The sequence below is a fragment of the Methylovirgula ligni genome, from assembly GCF_004135935.1.
In the GTDB taxonomy this organism is placed as follows: domain Bacteria; phylum Pseudomonadota; class Alphaproteobacteria; order Rhizobiales; family Beijerinckiaceae; genus Methylovirgula; species Methylovirgula ligni.
On sequence record NZ_CP025086.1, the window covers coordinates 451,661 to 478,260 of the forward strand.

At 63.3% G+C, this 26,600-nt stretch carries 25 protein-coding genes and 1 tRNA gene; 13 read left to right on the plus strand and 13 right to left on the minus strand.

Annotation, left to right across the window (positions count from 1 at the left end; genetic code table 11):
• Positions 1–17: 17 nt before the first annotated feature.
• Both ubiB and ubiE read right to left on the minus strand, forming a co-directional pair.
• Entirely contained in the window at positions 18–1,580 is a 1,563-nt protein-coding gene (ubiB, locus tag CWB41_RS02075) for a 2-polyprenylphenol 6-hydroxylase (RefSeq protein WP_115835642.1), read from the minus strand.
• The gene (ubiE, locus tag CWB41_RS02080) at positions 1,577–2,332 is read right to left on the minus strand and encodes a bifunctional demethylmenaquinone methyltransferase/2-methoxy-6-polyprenyl-1,4-benzoquinol methylase UbiE (RefSeq protein ID WP_115835641.1); all 756 of its coding nucleotides are present in this window, start codon (positions 2,330–2,332) and stop codon (positions 1,577–1,579) included. The genes ubiB and ubiE overlap by 4 nt, the downstream gene beginning before the upstream one ends.
• A gap of 166 nt (positions 2,333–2,498) precedes the next feature.
• Here ubiE and CWB41_RS02085 point away from each other — a divergent pair, with 166 nt between their 5' ends.
• Both CWB41_RS02085 and mutM read left to right on the plus strand, forming a co-directional pair.
• Entirely contained in the window at positions 2,499–2,960 is a 462-nt protein-coding gene (locus CWB41_RS02085) for a CHRD domain-containing protein (protein WP_115835640.1), read from the plus strand.
• 36 nt (positions 2,961–2,996) lie between these two features.
• Positions 2,997–3,878, plus strand: a complete 882-nt coding sequence (mutM, locus tag CWB41_RS02090; protein WP_115835639.1) for a bifunctional DNA-formamidopyrimidine glycosylase/DNA-(apurinic or apyrimidinic site) lyase — start codon at positions 2,997–2,999, stop codon at positions 3,876–3,878.
• Between the two features lie 7 nt (positions 3,879–3,885).
• Here the strand turns inward: mutM and recF are convergent, their stop codons facing one another.
• Positions 3,886–5,046: a DNA replication/repair protein RecF gene (gene recF, locus CWB41_RS02095; protein ID WP_245411182.1), complete on the minus strand. Its 1,161-nt coding sequence runs from the start codon at positions 5,044–5,046 to the stop codon at positions 3,886–3,888.
• 45 nt (positions 5,047–5,091) lie between these two features.
• Between recF and CWB41_RS02100 the strand changes: the two genes are divergently transcribed.
• Positions 5,092–5,586, plus strand: coding sequence for a GNAT family N-acetyltransferase (locus CWB41_RS02100; RefSeq protein WP_115835638.1), 495 nt, complete (start codon positions 5,092–5,094; stop codon positions 5,584–5,586).
• Between the two features lie 5 nt (positions 5,587–5,591).
• On the opposite strand, the gene CWB41_RS02105 is transcribed toward CWB41_RS02100, so the two are convergent.
• Genes CWB41_RS02105 through CWB41_RS02115 form a run of 3 tightly spaced genes read right to left on the minus strand, consistent with a single transcriptional unit; the run spans position 5,592 to position 9,478 of the window.
• Positions 5,592–5,984 (minus strand): hypothetical protein, encoded by a 393-nt coding sequence (locus tag CWB41_RS02105; RefSeq protein ID WP_115835637.1) that lies wholly within the window; start codon positions 5,982–5,984, stop codon positions 5,592–5,594.
• Positions 5,981–8,413, minus strand: a complete 2,433-nt coding sequence (gene pheT / locus CWB41_RS02110; protein ID WP_115835636.1) for a phenylalanine--tRNA ligase subunit beta — start codon at positions 8,411–8,413, stop codon at positions 5,981–5,983. The genes CWB41_RS02105 and pheT overlap by 4 nt, the downstream gene beginning before the upstream one ends.
• Positions 8,414–8,470: 57 nt before the next feature.
• Positions 8,471–9,478 (minus strand): complex I NDUFA9 subunit family protein, encoded by a 1,008-nt coding sequence (locus CWB41_RS02115; RefSeq protein ID WP_115836327.1) that lies wholly within the window; start codon positions 9,476–9,478, stop codon positions 8,471–8,473.
• 170 nt (positions 9,479–9,648) lie between these two features.
• On the opposite strand from CWB41_RS02115, the gene CWB41_RS02120 reads away from it, so the two are divergent.
• Positions 9,649–9,733, plus strand: a tRNA-Leu gene (locus CWB41_RS02120).
• A 975-nt stretch (positions 9,734–10,708) separates the two neighbouring features.
• Here CWB41_RS02120 and CWB41_RS02125 read toward each other — a convergent pair.
• Together CWB41_RS02125 and CWB41_RS02130 are read right to left on the minus strand one after the other, a co-directional pair.
• On the minus strand, positions 10,709–11,674 hold the full coding sequence (locus CWB41_RS02125; RefSeq protein ID WP_115835634.1) for an SRPBCC family protein: 966 nt from the start codon (positions 11,672–11,674) through the stop codon (positions 10,709–10,711).
• Positions 11,661–12,011, minus strand: coding sequence for an ArsR/SmtB family transcription factor (locus tag CWB41_RS02130; RefSeq protein ID WP_115836326.1), 351 nt, complete (start codon positions 12,009–12,011; stop codon positions 11,661–11,663). The genes CWB41_RS02125 and CWB41_RS02130 overlap by 14 nt, the downstream gene beginning before the upstream one ends.
• Positions 12,012–12,304: 293 nt before the next feature.
• Between CWB41_RS02130 and CWB41_RS02135 the strand changes: the two genes are divergently transcribed.
• Genes CWB41_RS02135 through CWB41_RS02145 form a run of 3 tightly spaced genes read left to right on the plus strand, consistent with a single transcriptional unit; the run spans position 12,305 to position 14,615 of the window.
• On the plus strand, positions 12,305–12,769 hold the full coding sequence (locus CWB41_RS02135; RefSeq protein ID WP_115835633.1) for a hypothetical protein: 465 nt from the start codon (positions 12,305–12,307) through the stop codon (positions 12,767–12,769).
• Entirely contained in the window at positions 12,766–13,914 is a 1,149-nt protein-coding gene (locus CWB41_RS02140; protein ID WP_165203924.1) for an AAA family ATPase, read from the plus strand. The genes CWB41_RS02135 and CWB41_RS02140 overlap by 4 nt, the downstream gene beginning before the upstream one ends.
• The gene (locus CWB41_RS02145; RefSeq protein ID WP_165203927.1) at positions 13,911–14,615 is read left to right on the plus strand and encodes a tetratricopeptide repeat protein; all 705 of its coding nucleotides are present in this window, start codon (positions 13,911–13,913) and stop codon (positions 14,613–14,615) included. Before CWB41_RS02140 ends, CWB41_RS02145 begins: the two co-directional genes overlap by 4 nt.
• An 84-nt stretch (positions 14,616–14,699) precedes the next feature.
• Here CWB41_RS02145 and CWB41_RS02150 read toward each other — a convergent pair whose 3' ends face one another.
• On the minus strand, positions 14,700–15,734 hold the full coding sequence (locus CWB41_RS02150; RefSeq protein ID WP_115836325.1) for an HAD family hydrolase: 1,035 nt from the start codon (positions 15,732–15,734) through the stop codon (positions 14,700–14,702).
• Between the two features lie 240 nt (positions 15,735–15,974).
• Here CWB41_RS02150 and CWB41_RS02155 point away from each other — a divergent pair, with 240 nt between their 5' ends.
• Positions 15,975–16,343, plus strand: coding sequence for a hypothetical protein (locus tag CWB41_RS02155; RefSeq protein WP_115835630.1), 369 nt, complete (start codon positions 15,975–15,977; stop codon positions 16,341–16,343).
• 1 nt (position 16,344) lies between these two features.
• Here CWB41_RS02155 and CWB41_RS02160 read toward each other — a convergent pair whose 3' ends face one another.
• The 3 genes from CWB41_RS02160 to CWB41_RS02170 all read right to left on the minus strand — a co-directional run bounded on the left by CWB41_RS02160 (position 16,345) and on the right by CWB41_RS02170 (position 19,571).
• Positions 16,345–16,572 carry a hypothetical protein gene (locus CWB41_RS02160; RefSeq protein WP_115835629.1) on the minus strand — a complete coding sequence of 76 codons (228 nt, stop codon included), beginning with the start codon at positions 16,570–16,572 and terminating at the stop codon, positions 16,345–16,347.
• Between the two features lie 114 nt (positions 16,573–16,686).
• Entirely contained in the window at positions 16,687–18,468 is a 1,782-nt protein-coding gene (locus CWB41_RS02165) for a SulP family inorganic anion transporter (protein WP_115835628.1), read from the minus strand.
• 47 nt (positions 18,469–18,515) lie between these two features.
• Positions 18,516–19,571: a sulfate ABC transporter substrate-binding protein gene (locus tag CWB41_RS02170; RefSeq protein WP_115835627.1), complete on the minus strand. Its 1,056-nt coding sequence runs from the start codon at positions 19,569–19,571 to the stop codon at positions 18,516–18,518.
• Positions 19,572–20,015: 444 nt separating this feature from the next.
• Between CWB41_RS02170 and CWB41_RS02175 the strand changes: the two genes are divergently transcribed.
• Positions 20,016–21,083, plus strand: a complete 1,068-nt coding sequence (locus tag CWB41_RS02175; RefSeq protein WP_115835626.1) for a sulfotransferase family protein — start codon at positions 20,016–20,018, stop codon at positions 21,081–21,083.
• Positions 21,084–21,332: 249 nt separating this feature from the next.
• Positions 21,333–22,496 (plus strand): radical SAM family heme chaperone HemW, encoded by a 1,164-nt coding sequence (gene hemW / locus CWB41_RS02180; RefSeq protein ID WP_115835625.1) that lies wholly within the window; start codon positions 21,333–21,335, stop codon positions 22,494–22,496.
• A 112-nt stretch (positions 22,497–22,608) separates the two neighbouring features.
• On the opposite strand, the gene CWB41_RS02185 is transcribed toward hemW, so the two are convergent.
• The gene (locus CWB41_RS02185) at positions 22,609–23,868 is read right to left on the minus strand and encodes a penicillin-binding protein activator (RefSeq protein WP_245411181.1); all 1,260 of its coding nucleotides are present in this window, start codon (positions 23,866–23,868) and stop codon (positions 22,609–22,611) included.
• Between the two features lie 243 nt (positions 23,869–24,111).
• Between CWB41_RS02185 and rsmI the strand changes: the two genes are divergently transcribed.
• The 3 genes from rsmI (at position 24,112) to CWB41_RS02200 (ending at position 26,577) form a co-directional block, all read left to right on the plus strand.
• Positions 24,112–25,041 carry a 16S rRNA (cytidine(1402)-2'-O)-methyltransferase gene (gene rsmI / locus CWB41_RS02190; RefSeq protein ID WP_115835623.1) on the plus strand — a complete coding sequence of 310 codons (930 nt, stop codon included), beginning with the start codon at positions 24,112–24,114 and terminating at the stop codon, positions 25,039–25,041.
• Positions 25,042–25,087: 46 nt separating this feature from the next.
• Complete coding sequence (locus tag CWB41_RS02195; protein ID WP_115835622.1) at positions 25,088–25,483, plus strand: YraN family protein; 396 nt, start codon at positions 25,088–25,090, stop codon at positions 25,481–25,483.
• A gap of 95 nt (positions 25,484–25,578) precedes the next feature.
• Positions 25,579–26,577 (plus strand): NUDIX hydrolase, encoded by a 999-nt coding sequence (locus tag CWB41_RS02200; protein WP_245411180.1) that lies wholly within the window; start codon positions 25,579–25,581, stop codon positions 26,575–26,577.
• Positions 26,578–26,600: the final 23 nt, after the last annotated feature.

Sequence of the window (26,600 nt, forward strand, 5' to 3'; positions counted from 1 at the left end):
TCTCCCTGCCCCGCGCCTCAGCGCAGGATAAAGACAATCAATATAATAACCAGCAGCCAAAGTGCGATATGGCCGAGCCGGGCGCCGCGCGCCTGCGCCTCGCTGAGCTTGGCGAGCGCGTTCTCCGACAATTCGAACCCGTCCTCGGCCATGCTCTCGACCTGGGAAACAATCTTCTCCGTCTGCAGCAGGACGGCCGGGAGATTGGCGGCGAATTGCGAAAGCGCGCTGAGCGCGCGGCCGGCATCCTGGATTTTGCCGACAGGGCCGAGATTTTCCCGCAGCCAACCAGAAACGACCGGCTCCGCCGTCGACCACATGTCGAGCTTGGGGTCGAGCCGCCGTGCCACGCCCTCAACGACGACCATGGTCTTTTGCAGCAGCACCAGTTCGGTGCGCGTCGTCATGTCGAAAAGCGCCGTCACCTCGAACAGGAGGGTGAGCACCCGCGCCATCGAAATCTCGTCCGCGGTACGGGCATGGATCGGCTCGCCGATGGCGCGGATCGCCTGAGCGAAATCCTCGACCTTGTGATAGCCGGGCACATAGCCGGCCTCGAAATGCACTTCTGCAACACGGCGGTAATTGCGGGTGATGAAACCGTAGATGATCTCGGCCAGAAAGCGGCGTTCCTTGAGGCCGAGACGCCCCATGATGCCGAAGTCGACGGCGGTAAGCCGTCCCTGCCGGTCGATGAACAGATTGCCCTGGTGCATGTCGGCATGGAAAAAGCCGTCGCGCACCGCATGCCGCAGGAACGACTGGATGACCGTGCGTCCAACCTCGGCGAAGTCGAAACCCGCCGCCGCCAGAGCCTTGGTGTCCGAGAGCGAAATGCCGTCGATCCATTCGGCGGTGAGGACTTCCTTCTCCGTGCGGTCCCAATCGACGCGCGGGACGCGGAAGTCGCTTTCCTTCTCGGTATTTTCGGCGAATTCGGAGGCGGCGGCGGCTTCGAGCCGGAAATCCATCTCCATCTTCACCGTGCGGGCAAGAATATCGACGACCTCTATCGGCTTCAGCCTCTTGGCATCGGGAAACCAGCGTTCGCCGATTCGCGACGCGAAATACATATCCGAGAGATCGCGCCGAAAGCGCCGTTCGACGCCGGGCCGCAGCACTTTCACCGCAACATCGCGCTCGCCCTTGGCGTCGCGCACGCGGGCGCGATGCACCTGCGCGATCGAGGCGGCGGCGACCGGAGGGCCGAAAGCGACGAAAACCTCGTCGATCTTTCGCCCAAAGGCGGTTTCGACCACCTTTACCGCCTCCGCTTGCGGGAAAGGCGGCATGTGATCCTGCAAGGCTTCGAGCCGGCGTGCGACATCCGCGCCGACGACATCCGGCCGCGTCGCGAGAAATTGGCCGAGCTTGACATAGGACGGACCGAGACGACTGATCGCCGCCGGCAAAAGGTCCGGCCCCTTCTTCTCCCGCCTGCTAAGCGCTTTGGCGAGCGCGAAGGGCAGCCGCGCGACCGGCGGCAAAGCTGCGATATCGACGTCGCGGAATAGGCCTGCGCGGGAAAGCACGAAACCGGCCCGCGCGATACGCAGAGGATGCCCGAGGGAAAAGATCAAAGCTTCCAGCCCGAGTGGATCGCGACGACGCCGCCGCTGAGCTTGGTATAGGAGGCGCGGGCGAATCCCGCCTGCTCGATCATGACGCGGAAGTCTTCAGCCGGGGGAAAGCGGCGGATCGATTCGACCAGATAGCGATAAGCCTCGCCGTCGCCTGTCACCAATTTGCCGATCGCCGGAATGGCGCGGAATGAATAGGCCTCGTAGAGCTTGTCGAGGCTGGCGACATCGACCTGCGAGAATTCGAGGCAAAGAAAACGCCCGCCCCGCCGCAGCACGCGGAACGCCTCCGAAAGCGCAAGGTCGATGCGCGGCACGTTGCGGATGCCGAAGGCGATCGTATAGGCGTCGAATTCATTGTCCGGAAACGGCAGGGACTCGGCATTGGCCTCGATGAAGGTCAGCTTACCAGCAAGGCCGTTCTTTTCCGCCCTCGCGCGGCCGACCGCCAGCATATCGGGGTTGATGTCGAGCAGCGTCACCTGCGTCTGCGGGCCGCCGGCCTTGGCGACGCGGAAGCCAACATCGCCGGTGCCGCCGGCGACGTCGAGATGACGAAACGGCCGCTTTTTCGACGGATGGACGGCGGCGACGAGTTGATCCTTCCACAGCCGGTGCAGGCCCGCCGACATCAAATCGTTCATCAAATCATAGCGCGCCGCGACGTTGTGAAACACCGCGTCGACGCGGCGCTGCTTGTCGGGCAGCGGCACGGTCGAAAAGCCGAAATGGGTTACTTCGTCCTCGGACATCGCATCACTCGACAGGGACGTCCTCGCAACGCGCCAGCAAATCTGGCCAAGGAGCGCGCGGCACCCTATCTTTCTCCTGACCTCTATTGCCCGGTTTCGCGCCCCGCCGTCAAACGCGGCTGCAGGCATGCTTAATCCCGCCGGGCCGACAGCATCGGAGAGTAGAATGACCGCCTTCCTGCTCCGCCTCGCTCCTTCGCGCCGGACCGCCCTCGGCGGCCTCGCCGCTGCCCTGCTTCTTGGCCTTTCGCCCGCCGCGGCCGAGACCTACACATTGCTCGCCAGCCTCAGCAGCGCGAGCGAGGTGCCGCCCAACGACAGCAAAGCCACCGGCAGCCTGACGGCGACCTACGACACAACGACGAAAAAGCTGAGCTGGACCGTCACCTATTCGGGATTGACCAGCGCTCCATTCGCCGCGCATTTCCATGGGCCCGCCGGACCCGGCAAGGAAGCGCCCGTCGAAGTGCCGGTGCCGGTGGGCTCGAGCCCGATCCACGGCGCGGCGACATTGACCCCGGCGCAGGAAAAAGACCTGCTTGACGGCAACGTCTATTTCAACATCCACACACAGGCGAACCCCAAGGGCGAAATTCGCGGCCAGGTCTCGCAGGCGCAGCCGGGCTAAGAACATCGCCCCGCCGCGGGGAGCGAACAGGAACCGATGCCCGAACTCCCCGAAGTCGAAACCGTGCGCCGCGGCCTCGCCCCGGCGCTCGTCGGCGCGCAGTTTTCTGCCGTCGAGCAAAGACGCGCGGATTTGCGCTTTCCCTTTCCGAAGGATTTTCCAGCGCGGCTCACCGGCCGCACCGTCACGGCGCTGCGGCGGCGAGCAAAATATCTGCTCGTCGATCTCGATAACGGCGAGACGCTTGTCATGCATCTCGGCATGTCGGGCTCTTTCCGCATCGAGGACGACGCGGGCGAGAACACACCCGGCTTGTTCCACAATTCGCGCGGCAAGGATGCCGCGCACGATCACGTCGTCTTTCACCTCTCGAACGGCAAGCGCATCACCTATAACGATCCGCGCCGCTTCGGCTTCATGCTGTTGGTCAAGAGCGATCTCCTCGCCGCCCATCCGCTGTTTCGCGATGTCGGCCTCGAGCCGTTGAGCGAGGCGCTGAACGGCACAGCCCTGACACAGCTCTTTTCCGGCAAGAAAGCGCCGTTGAAGGCCGCGCTGCTCGACCAGCGCCTCATCGCCGGCCTCGGCAACATCTATGTCAGCGAGGCGCTGCATCGCGCCGGACTTTCCCCGCGCCGCACCGCAGGCTCGATCGCCCGCAAGAACGGCGCGGCGTCACCGCGCGCGGAGCTTTTGGCGAAAGCCATTCGCGAGGTTCTGGAAGAAGCGGTCAAGGCCGGTGGCTCGTCATTGCGCGACCATCGCCAGACCAACGGCGATCTCGGCTATTTCCAGCATAATTTCCGTGTCTACGACCGCGCCGGCGCGCCCTGCCCGCGCCCCGGCTGCGGCGGTACGATCAAGCGCATCGTCCAGTCCGGCCGCGCGACCTATTATTGCCCCACCTGTCAGAAGTAGCTTCGCTCTATTCCACGCGGCCCGGCGTGACGTGCAGGAATTGCGCGCGCTCTTCGAGTCCGGCGAAGGCGGCGCGGTCGGCGCCGGTCATGAAGACTTGCGATTCGAGCGCCAGCAGCCGCTCGTAAAGCGCGGCGCGGCGCGCGGCATCGAGATGCGCCGCGATCTCATCGAGCAGGACGAAGGGCCTGATGCCGCTCAGCGCCGCGACCAGCCGGGCATGCGCGAGCACGAGGCCGATCAGCAGCGCCTTCTGCTCGCCGGTCGACGAGCGTGCGGCCTCGGCCTGTTTCGGCCCATGCACGACAAGGAGATCGGCGGTATGCGGGCCAATCAGCGTGCGCCCGGCGGCGGCATCGCGGCCGCGGTTCTGACGCAGCAGATCGCGGTAGATGTCCTCGGCCTCCAGCGCCGGCCGTGTGGCGAGCAAGTCTTCGACATCCCCCTTCAGCGTCAATTCGGCGAAAGGAAAGGGCGAGGCGGCGTCTCTGTCCTGCAAAATAACCTGCGCCAGATGGGCGACCGTCTGCTGCCGTGCCGCGGCAACGGCGACGCCGATCTCTGCAACTTCGCGCTCGGTCGCATCGAGCCATTGCCGGTCGCGGCCGCCGTTTTCCAGCAAACGGTTGCGGTTGCGCAACGCGCGCTCCAAAGCATTGACGCGCCCGCCATGCTCGGAATCGATCGCCAGCACCAATCGGTCGAGAAAACGCCGCCGCTCACCCGCCGGGCCGGAGAACAGGCCGTCCATAGCCGGCGTCAGCCAGACAATGCGCAGATAATCGGCGAACGGCCGGATGGAGGCCAAAGGCTCGCGGTTCAGCCGGTAACGGCGAATGGGGCTGCCCTCAGCCTGAATCTCCGTTCCCGTGCCGAGCTGAATTGTGCCATCATGGGTGGTGACTTCGGCGGAGATGGCGAAGGTCCCGGGGCCGCCGGCGCGGGCGCATTCGGCAAGGTCCGCCCGCCGCAGGCCGCGCCCGGGACAAAGCAGGGAGATCGCCTCGATCAGATTGGTTTTTCCGGCCCCGTTCTCACCCGTCAGGACGAGGACGCCGGGCGCCAAGGCGAGATCGAGCGCGGCATAGGAGCGGAAATTGGCGAGGACGAGCCGGGCCACCGCCGGGAGGGCGGCGCGCATTTTCGCGGGCGTTGTGGCTTCGTTCATATGCGGTCATTAAAGGAAGGCGCGAGTTCTGGGAATTAGGTTGCGATGGCGCAGCACGAGGCACCAAACCAGAAGAGCAACGGCCAGATGCGCTACCGGCTTGGGCCGCGCGGCGCCGATGTTGCTATGCTCGCCGATCTCTGGGTCGCCGCCTGGCAGGCGGTCGTGCCGCAGATCGATTTCGCCGCCCGCCGCTCCTGGCTCATCCGCTGCGTCGCGGATATCGAGGCGCAGGGCGGCACCACCGTCTGCGCCTATGATTCCGAAGAGGACGCCGCGGGGTTCTTCCTGCTCGACCTCAACCGCGCCTATCTGGAACAGATCGCCATCGCGCCGCCGCTGTTCGGCTCCGGATTGGCACGCCTCCTGATCGGCGAAGCCCAACGCCTCTGCCCGGAGGGGCTGACGCTCGACGTCAACGCCGACAATCTGCGCGCACTGCGCTTTTATGAAAAGGCCGGCTTCCAGCGCGGCGAGGCGGGCATCAATCCGGCTTCCGGCCTCGCCACCTGGCGGATGCACTGGCCGAGCCCGGTCTAGACTGTTCAGTCGTGATGATGCGTGTGACGGGTGTGGCCGCGCCCGTGATGCGTATGCGAACCGCCGACTTCGATCTCCATATGCTGGCGGCCGTGGCGGTGCGCGCCGTGATGCCAGTAATGCACGTGGTGATGATGGCTGGAGTGGCCGCCGTCGCCACCCTCTCCGCCTTCCCCAGCACCACCGCCGCCTTCTCCGCCATCATCGCCGTCCGGCATGGCTTTGGCTCCATGCAGATGCGCGACCGGCCCAAAGGAGGCAAGGCATTGATTATAAGCATCCGCCGCCTGGATTTTCTCGCAATCGCTGATCGAGCGGGGCGCGGCGGCGAGCGGCGCGGCGAAAAGACCGATGCCCAGCAGACTGAGCAGCGGGACGGCGCGTCGAAAATTCTTCATCCTCTGAGCGTCGCTCCCGTTTTATTCTGGACCTCGGCGATGATCTTGGCAGCGATCGCGTCAATCTCCGCATCGGTGAGAGTTTTATCGCGCGGCTGCAGGGTGACCGCAATAGCGATCGACTTCTTGCCGGGCGGAATCTCGTCCCCCTCGTAGACGTCGAACAAATTAGCGCCCGTTATAAGGGTGCGATCCGCCGATTGCACCGCACGCAACAGATCCGCCGCCTTCACATGACGATCGGCGAGGAAGGCGAAGTCGCGCTCCACCGGCATGAGATCGGAAATCTCAAGCTTCGGCTTGGTCTTGGTCGGCTTGGCTTTGGGCAACGGAATGTCGTCAAGCACGATCTCGAAGCCCACAAGCGGCGCATCGACATCCAGCGCCGCGAGGACGCGCGGATGCAATTGGCCGAAATAGCCGACGATGTTCTTCGGCCCGAATTGCAAGGTTCCCGAGCGGCCGGGATGAAACCAGCCCGGGCCTCCCGGCACGATCTGCAAACCGGCGAGCGGCACGCCAAGCGCGCCGAGCAAGGCCAGCGCATCGGCCTTGGCATCGAAAATATCGGCATCGGACGCGCCATCCGCCCAATGACGTCCGCGCGCAGCGACACGCGCCCGGCCCTGCCGCAGCCCCGCAACCACCGTCTTCTGATCCTCGGGCGCCGTACCTTTGAAAATCGGCCCGACTTCGAACAGAGCCACATCGCCGAAGCCGCGATCGGCGTTGCGTTTGGCCGAGGCGATATGCCCCGGCAAAAGGCTCGGCCGCATGTCGGAAAGATCGGAGGCAATCGGATTGGCCAGCACCAAAGCCTCATCGCCGCCGCCGAAGAGCAGCGCCTGCTCATGCGAGATGAAAGACCAGCTAACCGCCTCGGTGAGGCCGTTGGCGGCAAGCGCCCGTTTGACGTTGCGCACGCGCTTTTGCAGCGGCGTCAAAATCGCGGCGGAGACATGCGCATCCTCGCGCGGCAGCGGCTGCGCCGGGATGCGATCGACCCCGGCGATACGCAAAATTTCCTCGACGATGTCGGCTTTGCCTTCGATGTCCGGCCGCCAGGACGGCACGTCGATCACGACAAGATCGCTGTTGCCCGGCAGGCTCGCCGGACGAAAGCCGAGATGCTCCAGAATGGCGGCCATTTCCGACGGCGAAAGCTCGATACCGGCGAGGCGCCGCACCTCGCTCCATGGAAACGTGATGCGTTTCACCGTGCTGGGAATCTCGCCGGCGAGAACGATGTCGGAGGCTTCGCCGCCGCAGAATTCGAGTACGAGTTGCGTCGCGAGTTCGAGACCCGGCAGCGTGAACGCCGGATCGACGCCGCGCTCGAAGCGATAGCGCGCATCGGAATTGATGCCGAGGCGGCGGCCGGTGCGGGCGATGTTCACCGGGTCCCACAAAGCCGATTCGATCAGTACATCGGTCGTCTCGGCAGAACAGCCCGAAGCCTCGCCGCCCATGATGCCGGCGAGCGACTCGACACCATTGTCGTCAGCGATGACGACGGCATTCTCGTCGAGCGGATAGGTCTTGCCGTCGAGCGCGACGAGGCTTTCGCCGGCGCGGGCGCGGCGCACGCTGAGATCGCCCTTGACTTTACCTGCGTCGAAGACATGCAGCGGCCGGGCGCGATCGATCGTCAGGAAATTGGTAATGTCGACGAGCGCATTGATCGGCCGCAGGCCAATAGCGCGCAATTGCGTCTGCAGCCATTCGGGACTCGGGCCGTTCCTGACGCCGCGTACAAGCCGCAGCGCGAACGCCGGCGCGAGATGCCTGTCGGCTGCATCGAAATCGAGGCTCACTTTCACCGGGCAGGGAAATTGACCCGCGACCGGTGTGACCGGCGGCGTCTTCAATTGGCCCAGGCCCGCAGCATCGAGATCGCGGGCGACGCCGAGGACGCCCGCGGCATCCGGCCGGTTCGGCGTCAGGTTGATCTCGATCAGCGGATCGTCGAGGGCCGCCCATTTCGCATAGAGAACGCCGACCGGCGCATCGGCGGGAAGATCGAGGATGCCGTCATGATCACCGGAAAGTTCGAGCTCGGCGCCGGAGCACAACATGCCGCCGGATTCGACGCCGCGGATGATGCCCTTGCTCAGCGTGATGCCTTTGGCGGGAATGTAGGCGCCGGGCGGCGCGAAGACAGATTTCATCCCCGTCCGCGCGTTCGGCGCCCCGCACACGACTTGCACCGGCGCGCCGGTGCCAATGTCGACGAAGCAGATGCGCAAGCGGTCGGCATTGGGGTGTTGGCGCGCCTCGATCACTTGCGCGATGACGAAATCCTTCAGCGCCGCGGCGGGATCGTGCACATGCTCGACCTCAAGGCCGATCTTGGTCAGGGACTCGACGATCGCGGCAAGATCGGCATCCGTCTCGAGATGTTGCTTCAGCCAGCTCAGAGTAAATTTCATGAATCGTCCGGTTCGGCGCGCGGCCTGCGGCTTCGATACGGGCGCGCAGGCCGGCGTTTATGCGCTGCGTTGGTCGGCGAATTGGCCGGTCTTGCGATAGCGTGTGAGGTAGGCCGGCACCAGCGCCTCGAAGGATTCGGGCGCGATGCCGAGACCGTTCAAGGTGCGCCGCGCGACGGTTGCGGCAGCGCTGACGACATTGTCCTGCCGCAGCAATTTGACCTGATCGGGGGTGAGGACAAAATCCTCCGGCAAAAGACCGAGCGTGAGTTGCGCCATAAGTTCGCTGATGGCGCCGAAGCCGCTTGCGGGGCCGAAGGGCAGCGAGACAAGCGCCCGCTTGCGCTCCGTCTCGGCAAGGATAAAGCCGATAATCTCGCGCAGGCTGCGCACTTCCGGCCCGCCAAGCTCATAGATCGCGCCGGGTGCGGCCTTGCCATCGAGCGCAGCCGCGACCGCGGCGCCAACGTCGCCGGCATAGACCGGCTGCAGCTTGGTGACGCCGCCACCGATCAGCGGTAGCACCGGCGAAAGCCGCGCCAGCGCCGCGAAGCGGTTGAAGAAATGATCCTCCGGCCCGAAAACAACGGACGGCCGCAAGATTGTGGCATCGGGCAAAATCTCGCGCACTGCTGCTTCCCCGGCCGCCTTGGTCCGGGCGTAGTCCGAGCGCGAGCCGGGATCTGCGCCAAGCGCTGAGATATGGACGAAATTGCCGATGCCGGCGGCGCGCACCGCCGCCGCCACGTTGCGCGCACCTTCGTGATGCACGGCCTCGAATGTCTGCTTGCCGCGCTGGCGCAGGATGCCGACGAGGTTCACCGCAGCGTCGGCATTGCGCAAAGCGGCCGCGACCGATTCGGGATAGCGCAGATTGGCCTGGACGGCGGTGATCTGGCCGACGCCGCCGGACGGCTGCAGATGGAACGCGAGGTCCGGCCGGCGGACGGCGACGCGCACCAGCCAGCCCTGCTTCGCCAGAGCGCGGACGACATAACGGCCGACAAACCCCGCTCCGCCGAAGACCGTCACCAGCCGGTCGGAGCGCCTCTTTGCTTCATTCATGACGGCTTCGTTCATGGCGGCAGACCCATCTCGCTTGCGCGCCGCTGTTCTAATCAGCCGGGCCGCCCCTGTACAGGCCGCGCGGCCTTCTCGCCAGGCTTTTTCGGCATTGCGGCAGCCGCCCGATTGACAAGAGGCGGAGGCGGCCCCTATGGGAGGGGGCCGCGAGTGCCCTGGTGGCGGAATTGGTAGACGCGCTGGTTTCAGGTACCAGTGGTGAAAGCCGTGGAGGTTCGAGTCCTCTCCAGGGCACCAGGCGGCCCTTTCGAGGTTCTCCTCCGTTGCGCATAGTCAACGCATTTCAATAGCTTACGAGATTTTCACCGGCCGCCGTTCGCCATAGCGGCCTGTGACAATGCGGGTACGTGAGGGTACGAAGCTCTTTGATAGAGAAATCGTACCCCTCAACTGTAAGGACGTCCTCCGATGCCCACGCTCGCAGCGGAGAGCGCGAAGCCGCGCAGCAACCCTTACGACCGCCGGGCTTCTTAGCAGTATTAAGAGTTATATCGCGCGATGAACAATTGGGGCGTAAGCGAGCAACGATTATGCGTACATTATTCGGATGGTTTCTGGGTCTCTTGTTCGTCATCGCACTTTTCTGCTCGTTTCCGTTGTGGGTCGTTCCCTACCGGACTGCGAGCGGAGAACACACCGGCTATGTAACGGCCGTCGAGCAAAAGGGCGTCTTCTTCAAGACGTGGACCGCGTACGTAAAGACGAGCCCCACGTCGTCGCAAGAGGATGTGTATTGCGTGATTGATCATGCTGTAATTCCGCAGCTCCAGCAGGCGGCACAGTCGAATCAGCACGTCGATCTGTATTTCGTCGATTGGCTGAAGCGAGGAGTTCAGAATTGCAAGGGAGAGAGTGGCATAATTATCAAAGTAGTTCCCATAAACTAAGATGCCTGCACAAGCGCTTTGTGAAAAAGACGTTGCGACAAATCTAGTGTGGCTCTGAGCGGCACATCTTTCACGAACGTGCAGATGCAACCGCAGGCACCAAGCGCTTCTCCAGGCACCATCTTTTCGGAAGCTCCTTAAACTTCAAAAAGATGCTGTAATTCAGAGCGTTGCGGCGCCGCCAGCGTTGAGCGTGCGGCCGTTAGGCATATTCTTGGCAACCAATTGCATTCCCGCGAAAGTCGAAGGGGGACATTTGGCCGCCGCCGGCGCGTGGTTGCCTCTCATATGGGCGACCCACTTTTTACTTCGAGTCATGTTGCCGCTACGTGCTCAACGACGCGCCAAGTCGGTCAAGAAGATACCCGGTGCCATGCTCGCGTGAGCCTGCATCATCGTAGCCGTCGAGAAAGGCGCCCTGCTCGGCAACCATGAGTCTCGTCCCTCGGTCTTCTCTCTTGAGCTGCATCGTGGCCAGCGAGACGGATATCTTCTTGTCATCCAGGTGCATGACATAACTATAGACTAGCCTCTGACAGTGGACGACATCATGATAGATAGCGTCGAAAGTAGAGACCACGCCGCTCTCCCATCGCCCCTTCACTCGCTCCCGTCCGCCTTCGCGCACATCCATGTGTCGTTCGAGTAAGTCCCACGCGCCGGAAGGGGCGCCAAACCATTTCTGCTTAGCCGCCTCGTCGGTCAACGCCTTCCACACTCGTTCCGCCGGCACATCGTAACTACGCTCGATGTAGAAACTGGCATGCACGACCGAACGCTGATGCGTGCCCTGGGCGCCCGACATGCGCAGCACCTCTTGCTCCAGCTTGTCGAGTGTAGTGCGCCAGCCCTCGGGGGCGCCAGCGACCATAGGCGCGGCCATCGACGGGTCGATAAAGGTATAGGTTTGCACCACGTCCATCCGAGTACCGCCAAGGACGTCCGTGAATGTCACTTCGGTGAAGGCACGGAAAAGCTTGCGGCCCTGCGGGTCGGTCGCGTGCATGTCGATCACCAGGCGGCTGTGGGGAGTCACCTCAACAAAGGTGCCACGGGACCAATGCTTCTCTCCAGACGGCGATAGCATACAAACCTCGAATGGACCGCCGACCCGCATCTCCACCTTTGCATCAGGAACGCTGTAGGTCTCCGGGCTGAACCAGTTCATCACATGATCGGCGGTGCTCCACGCCTTGAACACCGTTTCGCGCCTCGCGTGGAAAGTACGGGATATGCGCAGTGGCGGCGGTTGCCGCAGCATCGGAGTGTTATCAGCATCAGACTGGCCCATCGTCTCCTCCGTTTTCCATGGACTTCAGATATTCGTCTAGGCGGTCGAGCCGAACTTGCCACTCCAGCCGTCGGGCATTGATCCATTGTTCCGCTAGGCTGAGTGTGTCGGGTTGAATCGAGCATGTCCGCACCCGGCCCAGTTTCTCTGAGCGCACCAGTCCCGCTGCCTCCAGCACGCCAAGATGCTGCATGACCGATGGCAGCGACATCGTGAGCGGTCGCGCCAGCTCGCTCACAGGCGCAGGACCACGGCTCAACCGTTCAACTATGGACCGCCGGGCGGGGTCAGCGAGCGCATGGAACAAACTGTCGAGGTCGGCCGATTTGTTAAGCATATACCTAACTATCAAGACGGAGACAGTTAGGCAATCACTTTAGTAATTATTTGGCGGGCTACCAAGCCGCGGAACACGACGCGCTTTGAAACATCCGCGAGACCCGAATGCAGGCTTGCCCTCAACCCGTTTGCTGATAAAAATTCGGCAACGGTCACGGCGGGCTGTCGATTGTAACGCCACCGCTGCAACGGCAGGCGTTGGAGGGTAGGACCGTCTCCGAGACTGCGCCTTACACGCCTCGAGAACAGGCCCCCGAACCGGGGCCGACGTCGCGCCGCCGCTTCCTGATCATGTTGGGCTTGGGCGCGGGAGGCGGCATCGTCGCCGGCGCCGCAATCGGGCCATTGCTTGTGCAACCCTCCGGCAGCGGCCAGCAGCTTGAGGTCGTTCCGACTGGAAGCCTCGACAAAGTGGCGAGCACGCTCGTGCCCGAACACAGAGCGCGGCTGATTGAGGAGGCGCGGCGTTGCCGCGAACCGCTGGCGCGCGTCGCGATCTGGCATAGCCCCGAGACCAACGGCGGCACCATAACGATCCTGTCCGGAGCCTACCAGTCTCCGCCGTTCCGGCTGACGACAGTTCCGAGCCTCGTCGCCTTGCCTTTCCCGGCACCGTATTCGACCGGACGCGGTCAGTTGATCGTCATGGGCAGCGCGGATAATTTTGGCATGGCGCTCCGGCCAAATTTTTCCGCTCGCATCGCGGCGCCGGTAGCCATTAAGGTCTGGTGGACTCCTGTTGGCGGATGCCCATGAGTAACCCGAAAAGAAACCTTCTGGAGCGCCACCCCGTTGCCGCGGCCTTCGCGCTGACGATCGTGAGCGGAGTCGCCATCGCGGCGGCGACCGCCGCCCTGCCCGGAGTCGGCACGGCGATTTCCGGCGTGATACGCGCCATCCTGCCTTGGGTCGCGATGACCGCCGCCGCGATCGCGGTCGCCGCGGCGGCTTTTGTCGTGCTGCGGCTCGCGATGAACTGGCCGCGGCGGCTGCCGAGCGGTGTCCTGCAAGTCGGTCCCGCGCGTCCGTTCGCGCCGCTGCCCGAATTGCACGTCCCGGCGCCGAAGCCCCAGTCCAGCCCTGCCGAACGCGCCATCGCCGAACTCGACGCGATGGTCGGGCTCGGCTCCGTCAAAGCGGAGATCAACCGCCTTGGTGCCCGGATGCAGGTGGAACGGCGGCGACGCGAAGAAGGGCTCCCGGTTACCCCCATGAGCCTGCACATGGTGTTTGCAGGACCGCCGGGTGTCGGCAAAACCGTCGTCGCCAGCACCCTCGGGAGCATTTACGCGTCGGTCGGCGCTCTCCGCAAAGGCCATGTCGTCCAGGTCGAGCGCGTGTCATTGATCGGCAGCTATATCGGGCAAACGGCACCAAAGACGCTCGACCGCTGCAAGGAAGCGCTCAACGGCATCCTTTTCATCGACGAGGCCTATTCCTTGACGGACCCTGCAGGCGGCTCCAGCGATTTCGGCCAGGAGGCGATTTCGACGATCCTCAAATTCATGGAGGACAACCGCGATCGGATCGTCGTCATTGTCGCCGGATATCCGGACAAGATGCGCCACTTCCTCGACAGCAACCCTGGCCTTTCCGGCCGCTTCGCCCGGCGTATCGACTTCCCGGCCTACAGCGAGGACGAACTCATCGAGATTTTCGCCCGGATTGGCGCGAAGGAGCATTTGAAACTCCCGGCGGGTTTCGAGGCGCGTATCCGGCCATGGGTTGCAAGCGCAATGCACCGCGACGACTGGGCAAATGCCCGCTCGATGCGCACCATGGTCGAGCGTGTTCGCGAGATGCAGGCGATCCGGCTCTCCGCCGATCCGAGCGCCGATCTCAGCGAGGTGACGATTTCGGATATCGATCACATGATCGAAACCATGGAAACGTCGATATGAGCGATCTGTACGATGCCAGCATGTCGCCGTTACGCGCCGCGCATACCTATCTGGCCGAGACAGATCCGCTTTACCGGATCAGTTTGATGGCGGTGCCGATTGCGGCGGCTGTTGCCATCGTTGCCGGATCCGCCGCCCTCGCCTGGCCGGGCGTCTCACCGCTCCCGCCGCCGGCAATTCCTGCCCCACAGCCGCAACCGCCCGCCAACCCTTCGCCTTCGGAGCCGGCCAAACCCCAGGCGCTTCGGGATCGGGCGAATACCGATCCCGCGGCTCTCGGCGAGTTGCAGAGACAAGCCGACGCAGGGAACGGGGAAGCCCAATTCTACATGGGAACGTTATATGACCCGACGCTTCCCCAAATTCCGTTTGCGAAAAAGGACATACCCGAATCCTTCGACTGGTATCGCAAATCGGCGGAGCAGGGTTTTGCCTATGGTGAACTGACTTTGGCTCAAAGCTATCAAATCGGCTGGGGCACCGCGGTTGACTATGCAAAGGCAGCACAATGGTTTCAGAAGGCGGCGCAGCAGGGCCTTCCCCTCGCGCAGTTTAACCTCGGTCAAATGACGGCCCGCGGCCTGGGCGTCCAGAAAGACTGTGCGGTCGCAAAGACCTGGCTCAGCGACGCCGCAGCGCTCGGCAACGACGAAGCTGCACGCAGCCTGCATTCCGGGTCCGATGGCGCCTGCCAGTGGTAATCGGCCTGGCGGCGTTCGGCATACCGTCCGCGCCGGACCTGTCTGCACGCCCAACTCCGCCAGCCACCAAATTCCGCAGCGCTGCTACTGGAAAGCGAAAACGCGATTCCAGTCGTCCTTCATATCGACGACGGTCCATTTGTTGATCGCTGCGGCATCGAGAGCCTTGTCGAGGCGGCCGAAGGATGTGTCCCGGTCGTAGGCGTATTCTCGTACCGCATCGGTGTGATGGACAATCAGCCCCAAGCTGACGCCTCCGGCCAGGGTTGTCCATTGCAGCATCTCAAGGTCGCCATCCGAATTGCCGAACGCCGCGATGGGGCGACGGCCGATGAACTCATTGATGCCGACGGGTTTGCCGCCTTTGTCATTGATGAAATTCACTTCCGGCAAACGCAGAAGCTCCGGTCTGCCATCGCGCATCTCGAACCGCGTCTTTATCGACGATCCGATGACCTGTTCCGGCGGAACGCCATAGACGCGCTCACTTATCGGACGCATGAACTCGATGCCTCCGCCCGAGACGATATAGGTCTTGAAGCCGTTGGCGCGCAGGTACGCGAGCAACTCGATCATCGGCTGGTATGAGAGTTCGATATAGGGACGCTTGAACCTCGGGTGGCGCGCCGTGACAAACCAGTCGCGGACGATTTTCTCAAATTCCTCTGTGGTCATCCCGGCATGGGTCGCCATGACGAGTTCCGCCATGCCGTGTTCGCCGGACGCGGCGAGGGTTTTCATATCCCCTTCAAGCACGGCCTTGAACGGCTGCTTGTCCTTCCATTCCGGATGCAGCGGCGCAAGCGCCTTGACGCGATCAAGCGCAAAGGCCATTTGGGCATACACAGGATGTTCAACCCATAAGGTTCCGTCATTGTCGAAGGTCGCGATGCGCGCAGCGGCCGGTACAAAGTCAGCCGAGCCTTCCCGCGTTACCCGATCGACGAAATTGGTGATCGACCGCTTCGCAGCACCGCCGTTCCAGGATGGCAGCGGATCGCCCGATGCCGCGCCCTGCGCCCGGGATGGAAGAAGCGATTCAGACAGCGCCGGAAGCAGCGTCAGAGCACCGATGAGCCCGCGGCGGCTGATACCCGAGAAAATGCAAGGTTTCGGCATGGCGAACGCCTTTCGCATTTGCATCGCATCAAATGACGCGCCCGGACTTTACCCCGAATTTTGAAGTCGCGCCGCTGTCACAATTTTTCCGGAACGATAGCCGCGGCGGTAGCATTGCACCTTCAGTGCGGCGCGCCTAAAAGCGCGATGTCACGACGAAATTGAAGAACCGGCGACGGAAGCCCAGGCAAATATTGTTCGCCACGCGGCGAGCGCCTCGAGCAGCTATAGGAAATCGAAATGCCAAATTCGACGGAATTCAAGGTCCATATCGATGTTGCAAGGCTCAATATCGTCTTGGAGGCATGGCAAAACGGCGCGGCTGCGGGCAGCATCGCCCTTTCGCCCGCGCAAACCGATACTCTCATTCGCGATCTCGGCAAAAATCGCGCGCTTCTTGTTCAGCCCGTCGCGGCTGAGCTCGACGATAACTCGGCTGATCCCGTCATAGATCCGGCCTGGCTGACGCCCGAGGTCCGCTATCCCGACGGTCGCATGCTCTCGATCCGCGACCCGGGCCTCGGTTGGCTGACGTATATTTTCCCGGACAACGAGGCCACAGATCTTGCGCAGTGGCTCACGAAAGACCTGCCGCTGCAGCAAGAGTGATCTATCGGTGCTCGCCCAGTCCAATGCCGATGATGCCCGCGCGGCGGCGCAACGCGCCGACCGTCCGCTTCATCTGCTTTGAAATCTTCGCAACGGGCGTTCTGGCTTTGGAATGTGCCTTGAGAGCGCGGATATCGTCCTTCGTCCACGGCTTGATGACCCGCCGCGCCGTTTTGGGCGCCGCTGTCTTCTTCGCAGCGACTTTCTTTACCGTTGTCTTCTTCGCCATTTCGATCCTCCAACTGGAAGACCGGTATATAGGCATAAACTCTTAGCAACAATCTAACGGATTTTCGGCCCGGGCAGGACCGGCGCTTCATATACCTCGCTGCGGCGGGCGGCCTCAGACGAGATAATAGAGCTTGTGATGGGGTTCTGTGTCATCCGTGTACGCGGCTTCGCCGGCCGGGGCGAGTGCAGAGGCTTGCAGCTTTAGATGGGCGTAGCGGACGGCCTTGATCGTTGCGGAATATTCCTCGCCCTCTTCGCGGAAGACCTGCTCCGCCGGAAACCAGCTCTCGAAGCCGACATTTTGCAGCGCGCGCAAAGTATCCGGCCGCACGCCGGCGAGAAGCACAGCGACGCCGTGCGCGGTTTCTTCATGCAGGAAATGCTCGAGCCGCTCGATGCAGACGACATCGGGATTGCGCGCGCGCTTCAGCCGCAGGATGACGAATTTGATATTCTGCGCCGCGATGCGCGCCTTCAGCGCTTCGAGATAACGGTCGAGTTCCGGCGCCGCGCCGAAGAACAATTCGCCTTCGAGATCGTAGATGATGAGCCCCGGATCGACAGGATCGGTCGGCAGCCGCTCGCGCACCACGCGCTCGGGCGCCACCACCAGCTCGGAGGATTTCAGCTTCGCCGCACGCGGCACAAACAGCAGGATCGAGAGCACGACGCCAAGCAGTACGGCCGTGTCGAGATCGATCAGCACCGCCGCGAGCGCCGTCACCACAACGAGGCCGGCATCGTAGCGGGAGGCTCGCAACGTATAGGCGAGCCGCTTGAAATCGACGAGCCGCGCCGCCGTGACAAGCAGCAGCCCGGCCAGGGCAGGCTTGGGGATATAGCGCAGCAGCGGCGCAATCAGCAGCACCGCGATGGCGACCGTGGCGGCAGTGATGATGCCGGAGAAACGTGTCGCCGCGCCCGCCTGATAATTGATCGCCGAGCGCGACAGCGAGCCGGAGCCGGGAAGACTCTGGAAAAAGCCGCCGGCCAGATTGGCGAGACCCTCGGCGAGGATCTGCCGATTGTAATCGAGCTTCTGCCGTGTCTCGTTAGCGATCGCCTTGGCGATCGACAGCGCCTCGATCAGACCGACGAAAGCGATGGCAAGCGCCCCCTGGGAAAGATGGCCGAGCCACGCGGTGTTGACCACGGGAATGTGTGGCAGCGGCAGGCTCGCCGGAACCTTGCCGGCGATGGCAATGGCGGTCTTGCCGCCGAGGCCCGGGATCGACCAGCCGGCGAAATAGGCGATCAAGGCCGTGATGATGAGGACCGACAGCATATCGACCTGTGGCAGCTTGTAACGGCGGACGAGCTTGCGCAGGACGACCGCCAGCACCACCGCTGTAGCGCTCAGGGCCAGAGCCTTGTAATTGACGTGATCGCCTTCGAAGAGCGTCAGCCACAGCCGCTGCAGAACCTGCATGTGGCCGTTCCCCTTGTCATGCACGCCGAGCGCATTGCCGATTTGCCCGATGGCAAGCAGGAAGGAGGCGCCGGCCATGAAGCCGATGATCACCGATTCCGAAATGTAGCGCGTGAGGTCGCCGAGCCTAAAGACGGCGATCAGGATCTGAATGGAGCCGACGAGCACACCGAGCAGGAACAGGGCCTCGGCAAGATCGGTGCGGTTTTCCGGATCGATAAAGGCGAGCGCGCTGAAAACCAGCAGCGATATCGCGCTGGTCGGCCCATTGATCAGATGCGAGGAGGAGCCGAAAATCGAAGCGACGGTGGTCACCACGATCGCCGAATAGAGGCCGTATTTCGGATCGACGCCAGCAATGAGGGCATAGGCCATGCCTTGCGGCAGCGAGATCGCGGCAACGGTCAGCCCGGCGACGAGATCGCGGCGCCCTTTGTCCCAATTGTAATTCAAAGCGAGGCTCATATGCTTCCCCTCAGGCCCGCGCGGCGGCGCTCAAATTTGATTGGTTTTCAATTCGTCTTGGGTGGCGCGATCGTGTCGACGATGCCGTTGTCGGCGAAGAATTTTTCGCGGGCGTCGTCCCAATCCTTGGCGATGGCGGTGATCGGGAACAGCTTGATGTTGGGCAGAAGGTCCGCGTGTCTCGCCAGGATTTCCGGCTTGATGGGCCGGTAGCCGAATTTGGCGGCTGTCTCCTGAGCCGCGTCGGTAAACAGATATTCGAGATAGGCCCTGGCGAAGGCGGCCGTCTTCTTGTCCTTGAGATTGGCATCGACCCAGGCGACCGCCGGCTCGGCGCGGATGCTAACGGGCGGATAGACGATCTCGAACTCGTCCTTGTCGGCGGCGACTTCGCGCAGCGCCTCGTTCTCCCAGGTCAGATGCACGTCGCCGATCTTCTCGATGGTGAAGCTGGTGGCGGCGCCCCGCGCGCCCGTATCGAACACCGCGACATGCTGAAACAGCGCTTTCAGAAAGGCGAGCGCCTGCGCATCACTGCCGCCGCGCGTCGTGACGGAGCCCCACGCCGCGAGGACGCTCAATTTGCCGTTGCCGGAGGTGCGCGGGTTCGGCGTCACGATGGCCACATCGCCTTTGACGAGATCCGGCCAGTCGTGAATGTTCTTCGGATTGCCCTTGTGAACGACGAAGACGATCGTTGACGTATAGGGCACCGAATTGTTGGGCAGGCGCGACTGCCAGCCCGGCGCGATCAGGCCGCGCTTGCGCAGCGCATCGACATCGGTCGGCAGCGCCAGCGTGACGACATCGGCCTTTTCCGACCCGTCGATGACGTTGCGCGCCTGCCGCGACGAGCCGCCGTGCGACTGCTTGATCTCCAGTTTAACGCCGGTCTGCTTTTTGTATTCGGCGATGAATTGCGGATCGAGCGCGGCATAGAGTTCGCGCGTCGGATCGTAGGAGACATTGAGGATCGTGTTGGATGGATCGCCGTGCAGATTTTTGACGGTGATCAGGCTCCCCGCCACCACGACCGCGGCAATCGCGAAAATATTGAGCCAGGGAATACGCGACCAAGAAGGCTGCTGTGTCGCGTCCGCCATTTTATCATCCCCGGCCTTATAACAATTAGTCTATAATTATTATGGACTAATCGGGGGATGTCAAACGGATTACAAATATATGTCGCTCCACAGAAAATCGCTGTGGCCTCGGATGCGCCAACCTCGCACGCGGGATTTTTCCGCGTTGAATCCTGCAAAATATTCCACCGCGAACAGTATCAATTTTGACCTGCGCTTAAAATTTCGCCGCTTCAGCGATTAGCCTGACGTGGCGCGAGTACAAGCCTGTGTATTTCTCGCAACACCAAGCACTATCGTTGCGTGCAGGAGATTGACTTCCTGCTGATTTAAAAAATATTCTTGTTTAGGCGACGTTGAGAGAATTTTTAAGCTCAATCGGAGCCGTTGGAGAACGACCTTGCTGCGTCGTTCAGGAGCCGGATCCCTTCCAACTGAAGGCGAAACTCGGCCAAAGGCGAGAAGATGACTCTTCGGGTTGGGGCCGAGGGCCAAGGTCTCGTATTTCTGCTCGGCGTTCCGCGCTCCGGCACGACGCTTCTCGCCACGATGCTCGACCGGCATCCGGCCATTACGGCGCCGCCGGAACCGTGGCTGATGCTGGCGCTCGCCGAACTGGGCCGCGTTTCGCCGCGCCATCCCGCCGGCAGCACGCTTGTCGGCTCGGCCGTCGATCAATTCCTCGGAAGTGACGGGCTCATCTTGAGCGCGCGCGGCGCGGCCACCGCGGTCTACCAGAATCATCTGGAGCAGAGCGGCGCTTCCATCTTCGTCGATAAGACACCCCGCTACGCGCTGATCCTCGATTTCATCGTCTCGGTTTTTCCGCGCGCCCGCTACATCTGGCTGCGGCGCGACCCGATGGATGTCGCCGCTTCCTACCTCACGACCTGGCGCACCGATCTGGCAAAGATGCTGGCTTCGCGCACGGACGCGCCCGAGATTTTCGATCTGACCATCGGTCTCGACCGGCTCATCGAGTTCGGTAAGCGGCGGACGGGCTTTGTCCACGTCGTTCATTACGAGAACCTGGTCTGCGATCCGCATCAGGAATTGGCAAAGCTGCTGCCCCACATCGGTCTCGAAGCCGAGGCGTCCACGATCGAATCCATGGTCGCCTTCAACAAGAACGGGCGGCCGAAGTGTATCTTTGGCGATCCCAAGATCCACGCGACGTCGCGGGTTCACAACAATTCGGTCGGTGGATGGAAATCGATCCTCGACGGCAACCGGCTGCAGATTTTGTTCGATGCCATCGGCCCCCGCCGCATGATCGAGCTCGGCTACGCCGGGACGGTCGAGGCGCTGAAGCAAAAGGGCATCGTCGAGCGCGACGCTTCGGCTCCGATGGGCTATCAACAGATGGTGCGACATTACAGGCTCGCACGCGAGGTGGATATCAAGCAGAGTTCCACCCTCGATTCCGGCATCCCCGTGACGCGCAAGACGGCGAAACAACGCCTGACAGAATCGGCCCAGCGCTTCTCGCTCAGAATTCGCTTCTTCTTCGATCGGTTGAGAACGGCGATCTAGCCCGATTGGGGCGAGACGCCCACAATATCCGCAGCCGCATACGTCATTACGTCCACCGACCCTGCACCCCGCGTTACCGCAGTCATGAGGTTCTTTGGCGCGGGATCGTAACCCGGAGATCGCTGACAGAACCTCAAAGACCGAAGGGTGCAGAGCCCCGAATCGGGGCCGTCCCACCCCCGCCGAACAAAATGTGGGCAGCCCCGCCTGCGCAGGTGACCGAATCACCCGCCCGTGACATAAGGCGGCATGGCGCGCCAAACCGCTTCCGACCCGGGCTTCGGGGTTTACGTCCACTGGCCCTTCTGCCTGTCGAAATGCCCCTATTGCGACTTCAACAGCCACGTCCGCTCCCAGCCGGTCGATGAGCGGCGGTTCGTTGACGCCATCGGCGCCGAGCTTGAGCACCGGGCGAGCCTCACCAAGGGACGCACCGTCCGCTCCGTCTTCTTCGGCGGCGGCACGCCCTCGCTGATGCAGGCGAGAAGCGTCTCCACTATTCTGAATACAATCGCCAAGCACTGGCAGGTTGCGCCTGATGTCGAGATCACCCTCGAGGCCAACCCGTCGAGCGTCGAGGCGGCGCGCTTCCGCGACTACCGCGCGGCGGGGGTCAACCGCGTCTCGATCGGCGTGCAATCCTTCGACGATGCCGCGCTCAAGGCGTTGGGCCGGCTGCACAATGCCGCCGAGGCGAGCAATGCCATCGATGTCGCGGCGCAGGTCTTCGAGCGGTATTCCTTCGACTTGATCTACGCCCGGCCGAACCAGACCGTGAAAGCCTGGGAGGCGGAGCTGAAGACGGCGCTCAGCCGCGTGCGCGAACATATCTCGCTGTATCAGCTCACCATCGAGCCGGACACGATGTTCGAACGGCTGCGCAACGCCGGCAAGCTCGCGATCCCCGATTCCGATCTCGGCCGGGCCTTCTGGGACGTCACGCAGGAACTGACGGCGCTCCAGAGCTTGCCGGCCTATGAGGTCTCGAACCACGCCCGCCGCGGTTCGGAAAGCCGCCACAACCTCATCTATTGGCGCTATGGCGAATATGCCGGCGTCGGTCCCGGCGCGCATGGCCGCATCATCACACCCCGTGGCCGCCGCGCCCAATCAACCGAGCGACATCCGGAAATGTGGCTCACCGTCGTCGAGGCCGACGGCCAAGCCCTTATCGAGGACGAATTGCTCACGAATGAGGAACAGGGCGACGAATTCCTGCTCATGGGCCTACGCCTGACGGAAGGCATCGAGCCCGCGCGTTTCGAGGCGGTCGCCGGGCGGCGTCTCGACCCCGGCCGCGTCGCCTCGCTCATCGCCGACGGCATGGTGGAAATGATGCCGACCGGCCGGCTGCGCGTCAGCGCCGAAGGCTTCCCTGTGCTCGATGCCGTGGTGGCGGATCTCGCAGCCTGAGGCAGCGGATCATGCTGTCATTGCGAGCCGAAGGCGGAGCAATCCAAAAGCAATGTCTGGATTGCTTCGTCGCTTACGCTCCTCGCAATGACGGCTGTGTCGCCAGACTTGTTTAAGTCGCCGAGCCCCGTCCCGCAAAGCTGCGCGGCGCCGGGATCAGCGCGACGGCGGCGCTGTTGCGGATCTCGAAGATCGCCAAAGCGCGCTCATTCTGCCCGTTGGGCTTGAAGCGGAAGATGCCGTCAGCCCCATTGAAGCCGGCCGAGCTTGTCAGCACATTTTCGGAGAAACGGTCGGCTCCTCCACGCTTGGCCAGCGCGATGACGAGCGAGACCGCATCATAGCCGAGAGTCGCGATGCGTGTCGGGTCACTGCCGAACTTGGCGCGATAGCGTTGCGCGAAGGCCTGGAAGCCGCCGTTTTCCGGCGCCGCAAACCAGGCGCCTTGCAGCGGCGGCAGGCCGAGCACGCGGGCATCGTTCCAAAGCCCGGTGCCGAGAATCTGCACCTTCTGCGAGTTGAGTCCCGCGGCGGCGAGCGCCCGCGCCATCGTCGGCATGGCCTCGGCCTGCTCGGGGATGAAGAGCGCATCGATCTGGCTGCCGAGCGCGGCGATCTTGCCCACCGCCGCTTTGAGAGTCTGCGGCGTGTAATTCTCGATTTCCATCACCCGCAGCCCGCGCTGGGCCGCGATCTGCTGGAACTCGGCCGAGGCGACACGGCCGTAATCATTGTTCGGAATCAGCGCCGCGAAGGATTTCTTGCCCTGGCTCGCGGCGTAATCGACGATGCGATCGACATAGTTCTCGACCAGGAACGAGAGCAGATAGACGCCCGGCGCCCCCGTCGATGTGTCGGTCGAAAAGGCGATGACCGGCTTGTTCGCGGCCTGCGCGACTTCGCCGACTGCGCGCACATTGGGCGAGAACAACGGGCCGAGGATGATGTCGTCATTCTCCGCAACCGCCTGCTGCGCCGCGGCCTTGGCACCGTCCGGCGTCGAATGGTCATCCTTGATTGAAAGCGTCACGGCATTGCCGCCGCTTTCATCGGCGGCGAGCTGGACGGCATCCTGTAGCGAGGTGCCGACGATGCTTGGCGCGCCCGAGGCTTGCGTCAGCGGCAGGATCACCGCGACATGGACGGCACCGGTACCGACCTGGCTTGCGGCGGGGGCACCGGGCAGCGGCGCCGTCTGTACGGGCGTCACCGGCGCCGAGGCGCTGAAGGAATCGGAGCTGTTGCTCGACGTGCTCGGATTAACCTCCTCGCAAGCGCCCAAAGACAGCGCCAGGAGCGCCGCGAGCGCGAGCTTGCCCACCGCGCTCCGGCGCGCGGCAATCGGCCGGACAAACCCAAAACGGTCGATCAAGAACCCCCCTTTGCCGGGCTCTGCGAGCGCCGGGCAGGATATGGCACGCTCTCCCACGCAAATGCGTCGCGCCATGCGGCAATGTCTGTTTGAAGACACATTATATCCGATTTGGGGCAACCGAAAGTAAGCGTGTGCGCGACCCCCGACTCGCTTCTCCAGACTTGCCCCCTCCAAGAGGCAGTTCTATATACGGAACGTTCGAACGATATATAGAACGCCATTTCCACGATAGGCCCGGTCATGAACGACACGCGAAAAGCTTCCGGGACGCCGGCCGGCGAAGAGCCCGCGACTTTCACCGCCTTCGGCTTGCGGGCGGAAGCGGTGAAACTTTCGCCGGGGCTGCATGTCGTCGCGACGCCGATCGGCAATCTCGCCGATATTTCCTTGCGTGCGCTGTCCACCCTCGCCGCGGCCGATGCCGTGGTCGCCGAGGATACGCGGGTGACGAAAGTGCTGCTCGCGCATTACGGCATCGCGACACCCCTCGTCGCCTATCATGAGCATAATGCGGCGGTGATGCGGCCGCATCTCATCGCCCGGCTCGCCAACGGTGCGGCGCTGGCACTCGTCTCCGATGCCGGCACGCCGCTGATTTCCGACCCCGGCTACAAGCTCGTCGCTTCCGCGCTGGCGGAGGGCCTGCCGGTCACCTCGGTCCCCGGCGCCTCGGCGGTTTTGACCGCACTGGTCGTCGCCGGCCTGCCGACCGATCGCTTCTTCTTCGAGGGCTTTCTGCCGCCGAAATCGGCAGCGCGGCGCGAGCGGATCGCGGCGCTCGCCGCGATCCCCGGCACGCTCGTCTTTTTCGAATCGCCGCACCGTGTCGCCGAGGCCCTAAAGGATCTCGCCGAAGTTCTCGGCCCGCGCGAGGCGGCGCTGGCGCGCGAACTGACGAAGATCTTCGAGACCGTGCGGCGCGGCACCTTGCCGGAGCTCGCCGAAACGTTCGCCGCGGAGCCGCCTCCCAAGGGCGAGATCGTCCTGCTCGTTGGCCCTCCGCTCGAGGGCGAACAGCAGATCGACGCCGAGGAACTCGACCGGCGGCTCGACAAGGCGCTCGAAACGCTCTCGGTCAAAGAGGCGGCCATCGTCGTCGCCATAGATACAGGCCAGCCGCGTCGCAAGGTTTATGCGCGGGCTGTGGAACTTTCGGCGCGCAAGCGTTGAAGCAGCGGCAAAACGGGCGCACATTCATCCCCAAGGATGGTGGGTGATGATTGCGCGGATCGGCAGATCGACAAGCGTTGAAATACGCCAGCGCGCTTTGGCCGCCGGACAGCGGGCGGAAGTTCTGGCCGCGCTCTATCTGCGGCTCAAGGGCTATCGCATTATCGCCCGGCGCTATTGCGTGCGCGGCGGCGAGATCGACCTGATCGCGCGGGCGGGTTCGACCATCGCCTTCGTCGAGGTGAAATACCGCCCGACATTGTTACAGGCGATGACAGCCATTGATGGCGCGAAACACCGCCGTGTGTCCCGCGCCGCGGCGCATTGGCTTGCGGCCAACCCCTGGGCCGCGCGCTTGACGCTACGCGGCGACGCTGTCTATCTCGCGCCGCGTCATTGGCCGCGCCATGCAATTGCCGCGATGAGCCTTGCTTTAGATTAAAACCGCGATCGCGTTCGCGTTGTATGAATTAGGCGTAGAGCCGCCGAAAGCCCCGGACGAACCGGCAGGTGGACGTGGCAAGGAAGATCGAACGGATGACTACGGCCGAAACCGCACCCCCCGCGCTTTACGCGGCCGCGGCCGACATCGGCATCGCCGAACCGGACGTTCATGTCTCGGGAATCGTCGCCGATCTCGTTGCCGTGCTCGTCGCCGTCACGGCCGGCGAGCCGCGCGTGCTGACGTTGCAGGATGCGCGCGCCCTGCCCTCGGGCCCGTTCGAACTCACTCACCGCTCATTGCAATCGGGCCTGCGCGCCTGGGTCGAACGCCAGGCGCATCATCCGCTCGGCTATGTCGAGCAGCTTTATACCTTCGCCGACCGGGATCGCGGCCTTGCGCCCGACCAGCGAGTCATCTCGATCTCTTATCTTGGGCTGACGCGCGAACAGCAGCCGCGCGGCGCCGGCGAGACGACCGGCTGGCAGGACTGGTACAATTATCTGCCGTGGGAGGACCGGCGCATCGGCGTTCCGCCGATGATCGACGCGGTCATCCTGCCGGCCTTGCGGGCCTTCGCGAAATCCGCGGCGTCGGCCGCCGCGCGGCAGGATCGCGCCAATCGCATTGCCGTCACCTTCGGCACGGACGGGCGGCCGTGGAACGAGGAACTCGTTCTGCAGCGCTACGAATTGCTGTTCGAGGCTGGGCTGGTGCCGGAGGCGCGGCGCGGCGCGCCCGATGCCGGCCCCGCTCCGGTACAGGGTCGCAGCATGATCCTCGACCATCGCCGGATTCTGGCGACGGGAATCGCCCGGCTGCGGGCCAAGATCAAGTACCATCCGGTCGTGTTCGAGCTGATGCCGGACACGTTCACGCTGCTGCAATTGCAGCGCTGCGTCGAGGCGCTCGCCGGGCGGCTGGTTCACAAACAGAATTTCCGCCGCCTTGTCGAGCAGCAGGAACTCGTTGAAGAGACTGGCCAATCGAGCCAGGAGACGGGCGGGCGCCCAGCCAAGCTCTTCCGCTTCCGCCGGGAAGTTCTGTTCGAGCGCGCCATCGTCGGAACGAAACTCCCCATCTCGCGCTCTTGACAAACGTTATACTCAACCCCAGC